Origin of the sequence: Neisseria sp. HMSC70E02, from assembly GCF_001838645.1 — a bacterium.
Taxonomy (GTDB): domain Bacteria; phylum Pseudomonadota; class Gammaproteobacteria; order Burkholderiales; family Neisseriaceae; genus Neisseria; species Neisseria macacae.
In genome coordinates, this window is record NZ_KV838100.1 from 194340 (window position 1) to 203639 (window position 9300).

At 48.4% G+C, this 9300-nt stretch carries 7 protein-coding genes; 1 reads left to right on the forward strand and 6 read right to left on the reverse strand.

The window, feature by feature from the left end; all coding sequences use genetic code 11:
* Positions 1–131: 131 nt before the first annotated feature.
* From HMPREF3277_RS08130 to HMPREF3277_RS08150, 5 genes are all read right to left on the reverse strand, one after another.
* Positions 132–320 carry a hypothetical protein gene (locus tag HMPREF3277_RS08130; RefSeq protein WP_246830785.1) on the reverse strand — a complete coding sequence of 63 codons (189 nt, stop codon included), beginning with the start codon at positions 318–320 and terminating at the stop codon, positions 132–134.
* A 125-nt stretch (positions 321–445) separates the two neighbouring features.
* Complete coding sequence (locus HMPREF3277_RS08135) at positions 446–991, reverse strand: hypothetical protein (RefSeq protein ID WP_246830786.1); 546 nt, start codon at positions 989–991, stop codon at positions 446–448.
* 279 nt (positions 992–1270) lie between these two features.
* Positions 1271–1636, reverse strand: a complete 366-nt coding sequence (locus HMPREF3277_RS08140) for an SEL1-like repeat protein (protein WP_070870764.1) — start codon at positions 1634–1636, stop codon at positions 1271–1273.
* Between the two features lie 326 nt (positions 1637–1962).
* Positions 1963–3273, reverse strand: coding sequence for a DUF2130 domain-containing protein (locus HMPREF3277_RS08145; RefSeq protein WP_070870708.1), 1311 nt, complete (start codon positions 3271–3273; stop codon positions 1963–1965).
* Between the two features lie 130 nt (positions 3274–3403).
* On the reverse strand, positions 3404–5173 hold the full coding sequence (locus HMPREF3277_RS08150) for an ABC transporter ATP-binding protein/permease (RefSeq protein ID WP_070870765.1): 1770 nt from the start codon (positions 5171–5173) through the stop codon (positions 3404–3406).
* 251 nt (positions 5174–5424) lie between these two features.
* Between HMPREF3277_RS08150 and HMPREF3277_RS08155 the strand changes: the two genes are divergently transcribed.
* Positions 5425–7626 carry a TonB-dependent receptor gene (locus tag HMPREF3277_RS08155; protein WP_070870710.1) on the forward strand — a complete coding sequence of 734 codons (2202 nt, stop codon included), beginning with the start codon at positions 5425–5427 and terminating at the stop codon, positions 7624–7626.
* 210 nt (positions 7627–7836) lie between these two features.
* Here HMPREF3277_RS08155 and HMPREF3277_RS08160 read toward each other — a convergent pair whose 3' ends face one another.
* The gene (locus HMPREF3277_RS08160; RefSeq protein WP_070870766.1) at positions 7837–9249 is read right to left on the reverse strand and encodes a tetratricopeptide repeat protein; all 1413 of its coding nucleotides are present in this window, start codon (positions 9247–9249) and stop codon (positions 7837–7839) included.
* Positions 9250–9300 lie beyond the last annotated feature (51 nt).

Genomic DNA, 9300 nt, shown 5'->3' on the forward strand with positions numbered 1-9300 from the left:
TTGTCCTGATTTAAATTTAATCCACTATAAAAAGTCCTCAAGCAGGCTTTGCTGATTTATGACGTAATGGGATAGAGGGAAGGAAAGAGAAAAACGACCCGAAAGGGTCGTCTGGGAAGCAGAATAACGCACTAAGGCAGCCGGAACCAAAGATAGATACATAAAAGTATCCAAGCGATGAAGGCTTTTCTGAGAATAACACGCAGGATTTGGGTGCCGTCGGCAGGCTTATTTTCATGTTTATTTTCATCAAAAAGTCCATGAAAATTATTTTGTGGTAAGTAGTCATGAGCAGGGTTGTTTTGAAAATCATCGTCCATTATTAACTCCTTTTGAAATTGCATTTGGCAGGTCGTCTGAAACCGGATTACAGATCGTATTTTTGTTTCAGTTCAGCCAATTCCTGTTCGGTTTCTCATTTCCCGAATTCATCAAACTCCATGGCTTACTTTTTCACTCTGACCGAGCGCAAGTGCTTGAATTTGCCTTTGTCGATCAGGAAATAATGATGACCGAATTGTTCTGAACCGTCCTTATCTTGTAAGTGTCCCTCAAGACAACCGGAGGCGATGACCAGGTTACTCTTCGGATCGGAACGGAAGTCGCCGTCCTCATCAATATCTCCGCAGCCTAACAGCAGATCGCCCAATTGAATCGGCGTTCCCGTGGTATTGTCAATTGCACCCGCTTCGATACAGCCTGACGTGCCGCAACCGAAACCGAAAGTGGAATATTTGCCGGCGGCGTTGGGACGGTTTTCTGCTAAAACCTCACGCAGCCGGGTGCGGAACGTACGGGCGTAATGGTCTTTCATGTTAAGTTTGGCAGTTTTGCCGTTGAAGGTATTTTTTGTCGGATAGCCGTCGAAGCGGTAAATTTTTTGCTTTTGAGCGCGTTCGAACTGGGCTTTGGTCATGGTCAGCTCCGGACCTGCAACAGCAGTGAATGGAACGAGTAATAAGACCGTCAAAATACAGCTTGGTTTCATCATATACTCCTTTATAGAGTCTGTTGTAGATTTGATATTCAAGAAGAACATCATGACAGTGTTGCTAAAAAATTGTATTCCCCGTCATTAGAAACGTTGTCGTAAACGATAATGTTTCATATCCCCTTAGGTGTAAAAAATTCTAGCACTGTTTTGTCGCCATTGACTGCTGCCCGTATACCGTTGAATGCGCCTGCTCGGATAAAGACACGGACTATCGGGGCAAGCAGTTTCAGGTGCCCGCACTTTGTCCGATTTTGACTTGACCGTTTGCTGATATGTTTATCTTGTCAAATTCTGTTTTTCAGTTTGTATTTCAGTTAGTAAGCCAGTAATAGGCATTCCATTTTTTTGAGCATGCAGAGCCCATTTTTCTGCTTCATATAATTTGTTTTTATCTTTACTGTCTTGGTAATGATCAAAGAATATATAGGCAAGATCATGTTGTGCTTGAGTATTGCCCGACTCAGCGGCCCGAATTAACCAAAATATAAATTTATCTTGGTTAAACTCATAAAAAGCAAAATAATGAGCTAATTTTGATGCTGCTTGACCATTACTAGAAGAGGCATCGATTTTTAACTTTTCCAGCTCGGCTTTAGAAATATACACGCTGTCATTTAATGACATATTGGCATCAGATTGCATGTGTCTCTCCTTGCCGTAGGAGGGGTTGCAAGATAACAAAAATATACCTAGCAAAATGATTTTAAGGGTCATATGGTTTGAATGTAACTTGTTTCCCTTCATTTCTCGCTCCTCCTGATGTAGAACCCGGCTTGCACCGATTATCTGGATAGTCTTTTATCTGTCTAAGATTTGTGGTGGTTCATTTTTCAGACGACCTTTTTGTATAGTGGATAAATGAGTTTGTTCATGGACTGATAGAAAACGAGATACCCGTCCGCCGTCACTCCTGCTTGCGCGGGCTTAACGGCCGGCTGGCGTTTCTATTTTCATTCTCGAAGCAAATCTCAATCCTCTTTTTTCTCCAACGCGGCAAAGGCGGCCTTCATGGTCGGGTTTTTGCGCACTAATTTTTTGACGGTCAGGTCGGTTGCTTTGTTGTTGGCGAGGCGCAGGTTGTTTTCCGAAGAAAGCAGGGCTTCTTTAGTTTTTTGCAGGTGGCTGATGGTTTTGTCGATTTCGTCGATGGCGGTTTGGAACTTGCGGCTGGCGAGTTCGTAATTGCGGGCGAAATCGGTTTTGAACTTGTCCAAGTCTTCTTCAAAATGCGTGATGTCGATGTTTTGCGCGCGCATTTGTGCCAATTCTTGTTTGTATTTCAATGAATTGAGCGCGGCGTTGCGCAACAGGGAGACGATGGGGATAAAGAATTGCGGGCGCACGACGTACATTTTCGGGTAGGCGTAGGACACGTCGACGATGCCGTTGTTGTAGAGGTCGCTGTCGGCTTCCAAGAGTGAGACGAGTACGGCGTATTCGCAGTTTTTTTCTCTGCGGTCTTTGTCCAACTCTTTGAAAAAGTGTTCGTTTTTCTTTTTGGTGGCGGTTTCGTCGTTTTCGTTTTTCATCTCGAACATGATGGAGATGATTTCGTTGCCTTCTTCGTCGGTTTCGCGGTAGATGTAGTCGCCTTTGCTGCCGGTTTTGGCGTTGTTGTCCTTGCCGAATACGGCTTGGGGAAAGGCGGTGGTGCGGATGCGGTTGAATTCGGTTTCGCAGTGCTGCTCAAGGCTTTCGCCTATCATTTTGGTGGACTGTTTGGCTTTGAAATCTTTATAGAAGGCGATGGTTTCGTCTTTTTGTTTGAGTTCGGCCTCGTATTTTTCGCGCAGGCTTTGTTTTTCCAACTGGTTTTCTTTGGATTGCAGCATGAGCTGCGTGTTCAAATTGCCCAATTCGCGCTCTTTTTCGGCAACAGCTTTGGTGATTTCCAGCTCTTTTTCCATGTTTTTCGCCGTTTCCAGCGATTTTGCCTGCGCTTTCAATTCGGCAATCAATTTATCCTGTTCGGCGATTTGCGCTTTCAGACGACCTTCGATTTCGGCGGCGGCGAGTTTGCTGTCTTTTTCGTAGGCGTTGATTTGGTTGGACAGGGCGGCGATTTCGTGGTTTTTGTCGGCTAGGATTTTGTCGAACTGATTTTGCGCCTGCGCTTGGGCAAGCTGCATATCGCTTTGAAACTGCATCTGCGCCTGTTGCAGGCGCTCGTGGATTTCGGTTTGAAATTCTTGGGTGCGGACTTGGTTCAGGATGTCGGCGTAACTGGCTTCGTTGACGGTAAACGCGGTGTGGCAGTGCGGACATTTGATTTCGTGCATGGCGGGTTTCCCTTGTATTTGAAGCGTGTGATTTTAGCAGAAAGGTCGTCTGAAAAAGTTTTAGCGAAACTCGCTGCGCTCGTTTTGGCGAAACCCTTACGGGTTTTCAGACGACCTCGTCGCTTCAAATTCAATCGCAAGTTACGTTGCCGATATCAAGACTGAAATCGTGAAATTCGTTGAGCGTGCTGCGGTGGCCGATGCTGATGATGATGCTCTGCGGCAGTTTTTGTTTCAGGGCGCGGTAGAGCAGGGCTTCGGTCGGTTCGTCCAAAGCGGCGGTGGCTTCGTCGAGCAGGATAACTTTGGGCTGCGAGAGCAGGGCGCGGACAAAGGCAACGCGTTGCAGTTCGCCGGGGGAGAGTTTGTGTTGCCAGTCGTCGGTTTTGTCTAATTTATTAATCAAATAACCTAAGCGGCAAGTATTCATGGCTTCGGCTAGCTCAGGATGCTGTTTGTCGATGTCAGGATAACAAATCGCGTCGCGCAGGCTGCCTTGCGCCGTGTATGGGCGTTGCGGCAGGAAGAGGATGTCTTGATGCGGCGGACGGCTGACTTTGCCGCTGCTGCCGAACGGCCAAAGCCCTGCCAGCGCGCGCAGCAGCGAGGTTTTGCCACAACCGCTCGGGCCGCGTATCAGTAGGGAATCGCCGCTTTTGAGGTTGACGTTGATGCCGCTCAACAGGATTTCGCCGTTGTGGCGGAACAGGGCGACGTTTTCCAGTGAGAGGTCGTCTGAAACTTCGGTAATGTCGGGTTGCTGCGCGCTGTGTTGTTCTTCCATACTCAACAAGAATCCGTACAGACGCTCCAATCGGGCGCGGTAGGCGGTGAATTTGTTGTAGAACATTCGAAAAAAGGAGAGGGCGTTTTGCAGTCGGGCGAAGGCTTGGACGGTCTGCTGAATGTCGCCGATTTTGATTTGTCCGGCAAACAGGCGCGGGGCTTGCAAAATAATGGGGAAGAGCTTGATTCCGTTAGTAAACATATCGTTAAAGCCGCTTAAGCAGACGCTTTGGCGGGCGATGCGCCAACGGTTGCGGATGATGGCTTTGAAGCGGTCGGCAAGCTGATCGTGTTCGTGTTGTTCGCCGCTGTAAAACGCCACGCTTTCGGCGTGGTCGCGCACGCGGATGAGGGAGTAACGGTAGTCGCCGTTGAGTTTTTCGTTTTCATAGTTGTAACGAATCAACGGGTTGCCTATCCACATGGCGATAAAGGTCGCCAAAATCACAAACATATAGACAAACCAAACGATGCCGTGCGGAATGTCGAAGCCGAACACGGTCAGGATGCCCGCCAAGCCCCACAAAACGACGGCAAATTCGAGCGAGGTAACGACCGAATTGACCATGCCGCGCACAAATTCTATGGTCGAAGTGATGAAATCCTGCGCGTCTTGTTGGATACGTTGGTCGATGTTGTCCGGCGCATGGCGGCGCATTTGCAGGCGGTAGTAGTTTTTGTCGGCAAGCCAGCGCGTTGTCAGCACTTCATTGAGCCGCTCCGACCATTTAATCGCCAAGCCTTGATCGAGAAAGTCGTTGACGACGTTGTTAAATGCCCGCACCAGCACCACGCCCGTGTTCATCGCTGCAAACATCCAAAACGCGGAGGCGTTCAAATCCTGCATCGAGTCGTAAAGCCCTTTGGACATAAAGGTACTCAATACATTCAGCCGCACTTCGGTTAACAGCAGCGCAATCATCGCCGTAATCAGCAGCAAGACTTTGACCGCGCTTTTCGGCGTTAGGCACAGCCGCAGGATATAGGCAAACTCACGCCCGAAGCGCGTTTCGCGTGCCAAAAACAGAATCACCGCCGAGGCGGCGGCGACCATCAATAAGGTCTGTAACAGCCAAGACGGCGTGGAATAAAGCTCGATTTGCCATTTTTGCATGTGCATTGTCTCTTGAGGCAGGCCAGCGGGCAGGGGTCGTCTGAAACCCGGATTCTCTGCTTAATAAAATAATTTATAATTACTATAGAAAAAGTTTTGATTTATGTTGTATTTTTGTTTTTACAAATAGTTATCATCACTTTTTATAGAAAAGCAGAATGTTATCAAATATAATTCCGCAGCAAAATTACTTTGTGATTTTTAACGCTTATTGCAATAAAAATAACCCACCTCAGAGACAGAAGGAATCTATGAACAGCAAATTAGCCCTGATGCCGCTTTTGATTATGAGCGCGTTTTCTTATGCCGCCGATGAAGCGACACCTGAAACCCCTGTGCAACAGCAGTTGCAGGAAGTTCATGTCCGCGCCGACGCCAAACGCGTCAAAGCTGCCCGTTCTTACTCCATCGCCAGCGACGGCGACTTGCGCGACCGCGTGAACTTGGGACTACTTGGTAAAGCCAATGCTTTCACAGCGCCGATTACGGTTGTCAATTACGATGAAAAAGTATTGGAAAACAACGCATCCCGTACATTAGTCGATACAATCGCCAAGAACGATGCCTCTACCATGCAGTTCGGCGGTGAAAGCAACACCATTCAAGGCGTCTATGTCCGTGGTTTGCAACTTGATGCCCGCCAGTTTAGTATCAATGGCTTGGCAGGTCTTTATTCTTATTACCACACCCCGACTGCCGGCGTTTCTTCTGCACAGTTGATTAAAGGTGCTTCAAGTTCCACTGTCGGTATGGACCCTGAAGGTGCAGCAGGTTCTTCTGTCAACATCGAAACCAAAAAAGCATCCGATGAAGGCAACCGAAAAATCGGTTTAGCGGTTTTCAGTAAAAATCGTACCGAAGGCGCAATCGATATCGGTCAGCGTTTTGGTGAAAACAAACAGTTTGGCATCCGTTTCAATGGTAAATACCGCAAAGGTGAAACCGCCCGTAAAGGTTATAAGGAAGATAATCAGGAATTTGCATTAAATACTGATTATCGTGGTGAGAAATTACGTCTGTCTTTCGATTCGATGTATAACCACCGTAATACAGAGGGAGGTCGTGCGCGTATTCATGAAATGCAGGATCTTAACTTTGCCATGCCTGCCGCACCGAGCGGCAAAACCCTGCTTGTCCCGTCTTGGCAGGAGCAAACTACTAAGACCATGACGAATGCACTGACTTTCGAATACGATACTGACTACAATATGCAGATTAGCGGTGGTTTAGGTTATATGGAGTCTGTGTATAAAGGTTCGTTTACACAACTGCTCATGAAAAACCGTGCAAAAGGCGGTAATTTAGGTAATTACACGGCGCAGGCCGCACAACCGTTTGAATTCCTTTCACGCACAACAAGCGGTAATTTGAAAGCGCGTGGTGAATTTGAAACCGGTCCGGTTGTTCACAATTGGGCTACCTCATTCGATTATATTAAACGACACCGCGACCACGATCAGGGAACGCGCAACGGCGATGCCTTGGATACCAACATCTACAACCCTGTTTTCCCTGTTACCCACCGCAACAATCCTGCCAATATACAAGGCACAGAGCATACGACTTATGAGACTCCCAGCCTTGCAATATCCGATACTTTGGGTTTCGCGGATAATACTATCCGTTTAACCTTGGGCGGACGTTATCAATGGGTAAAACAAACTGCTCATCCAAATTTGACAGGCAATGCAAAAACTGATGCAAACCGCCGCTCTTCTACTGTGAAGTTCAGCAAAAAACGGTTCAGCCCGATGTTTGCAGCGGCTTGGGTGCCTAATACTGGTATGGTAGTGTATGGAAACTATATGCAAGATTTGGAACCGGGTGCGACTAACGAGGATACTGGAGAAATGTCCAAACCTCGTGTCAGCAAACAGATTGAAATGGGTGTACGAAAAAACTGGGGTGATGTTGTAACCAGCCTGAACGCTTTCCAAATCGTCCGTCCGGGTTATTGGCGCAACACGCAAGAGCAGCATGGTAAAGAAATCAACCGTGGTGTTGAGTTTAATACGTATGCCAACCTGATGAATAAAACCCTTCGTCCGAGCTTTGGCATTATGTATCTGAAAGCGCAGTTGAAGGATTATCCGCGTTACAATAATACTTTAACAAATGGTAATCAGGTTGCTAGCCCGCGTGTTATTGCCAAAGCAGGTATCGAATGGGATACGCCATTTGTTGAAGGTCTGACTTTGAAAAGCAATATCCAATACTACGGTAAGTCTTTCCAAGATACTGAACGCCAATATAAACTGCCGTCCTATACCTTGGTTGACGTAGGCGCGCGCTACAAAACCAAGCTGGGCAAAAATACCCTGACCGTCAGCAGCTCGGTGGAAAACCTGTTCAATAAAAACTACTGGCAGGTACAGCGCGGCCAATACGACCGCAGCTTCGCCGTAGTCGGCATGCCGCGTACTTATTGGCTGAAAGCGGAATTGGATTTTTAATATCCAAACAGGCAATTAGTATAGACAAAGGTCGTCTGAAAATCCTCAATCAGGGTTTTCAGACGACCTTTTATATTGTTGTTTGAATGGGGCAAGTGATATGACCTATCGTAGAACGGCACCCCATTAATCACAACGCAGAGACAATGGTTTAGAGGGATTCCCAAACGTTGGCAGCTTCTTCGGAGAAATGTTGCCACGCGGGCAATGTTATGGAAGTTGTTGTTTCCAATGCGCCAGCAGTTGCTTGAGGATTTCAGACTGCTCGTGACCGTCGTTAATGGCAGTTTCAAGCCAACGGCAGGCTAAGGCTGTGTTGCGGCGGACGCCTGTTCCGTGGAAATAGAGGCAGGCGAGGTTGTATTGCGCCATTGTGTCTTTTTGCTGCGCCGCCTGCGCGAACCATTTGGCGGCTTGGGTATAGTCGGTCTCTGTTCCATGACCGTTGTAGTACATCATGCCGAGATTGGTTTGCGCTTTGCTGTGCCCCAAATCTGCCGCCTGCTGATAGAGCGTCAGCGCTTCGGCATGGTCGGGAGCGCGGTTCAGACCGTAATGGGCGGCAAAAGCCAGCTGATAGAATTGCTCCGCCTGTTGGCGTTGCAGCGCGTGTTCTTTGGCTTGGGGATAGTTTTGCTTATTGTTCAGGGCAATGTCCGCGAGTAGTTTTTGGTGTGCGGCAAGATTGCCCAAATCAGCGGCAAGCTGATAGTAATGGCGCGCTTTGGAGGGTTCAGGAAGGATGCCCAGTCCGTAGCGGTAGATATCGCCAAGCAAACGCAGCGCTTCGGGATGATTGCGGCGTGCGGCTGCTTTGGCGTAGCGGCGTGCTTTATCCGTGTCTTTCGGGATGTCTTTGCCCAGCAGATGGATTTCTGCGAGCTTGGCGTAAGCATCGCTGCTGTTTTGTTTGGCGGCGGTTTCCAGCCATTGGATGGCTTTGTCGGGGTGGGTCGGGAGCAGGATTTCCGCAAGGGCGACCTGTGCAGGCGCGATGTTGTCACTTGCCGCGATGTACAGGTGTTGGGCGGCTTGTTCAAGGTCCGGTGCCACGCCTTGACCGAGCTTGTATTGCAATCCGAGCTGCCAATTGGCAGGCGTAAATCCTTGTTTGGCGGCAAGTTGGTAGAGCTGGTGTGATTGGGGATAATCGGGCGGCGAGGTGTATTGGCAATGCTGGCCTAAGAAATATAGGGCTTGGGGATTTTGCTGACGCGCGGCAAGTACGGCCCAATCGACCGCTTCTTCGTGCTGACCAGCGTCATGATAAGCGCGCATCAGCTTGAGCTGCGCTTCGATAATGCCTGCCTCTGCCAATTCCCGATAGGAGGGAAGCAGGGTATTGAGCGGCATGCCTTGTGCTTCTTGGATTTGAAGAAGGTTGTAGCTGGCGTAGGGATGACCGTCACGCGCCGCTTGCTGCATCAGGCGTATGCCGGCTTCACGGTTGGCAGGTATGCCTTGTCCTTGCAACAGGCAGCCTGCAAGATGGAATTCTGCTTCCGTATGCCCTTCGTCTGCCGCTTTTTGCAACAGAGGGACTGCGGCGGCAAAATCGGGCGGGATTTGGGTCATGAATGAGTGAGCTTCCCGGAATAGTGTATCGGCGGTTGTTGTATTCATTTTATTGTATATGTTTTGAATTTTATAGTGGATTAACTTTAAACCAGTACG